This is a genomic window from Acinetobacter psychrotolerans, assembly GCF_048552595.1.
Lineage (GTDB): Bacteria > Pseudomonadota > Gammaproteobacteria > Pseudomonadales > Moraxellaceae > Acinetobacter.
Genome location: NZ_JBIMDK010000079.1, coordinates 1 through 254, shown reverse-complemented (window position 1 = coordinate 254; position 254 = coordinate 1). Strand labels below are relative to the sequence as shown.

Sequence of the window (254 nt, the reverse complement as noted above, 5' to 3'; positions counted from 1 at the left end):
ATAAAGAACTAAAGCGTGTGTTTTCACAGGTATTCATACTTCTATTTTCAAGAAGTTTTGCATCTACACCCCGTTGTTTCAGCCATTTTTGCATATAGGGTGCTTCTACACCGCTCAATACAATAGGTAAATGATTTTGTTGGTGTAATTCCAGCGTTTTTTCCAGTCTTAACCGTGTATAAGGATTCACAACAATATCTTTTTTGTTTTCATCCAGCGTCAAACCACCGCCTAAAACCACAATGGCATAAGGC

General features: G+C 37.8%; 1 protein-coding gene. It reads right to left on the bottom strand.

Translation table 11 applies throughout. From position 1 onward, the window contains the following. On the bottom strand, positions 1-254 hold a 254-nt coding region (locus tag ACG94X_RS16910; protein WP_419384817.1), incomplete at both ends, for a YdcF family protein.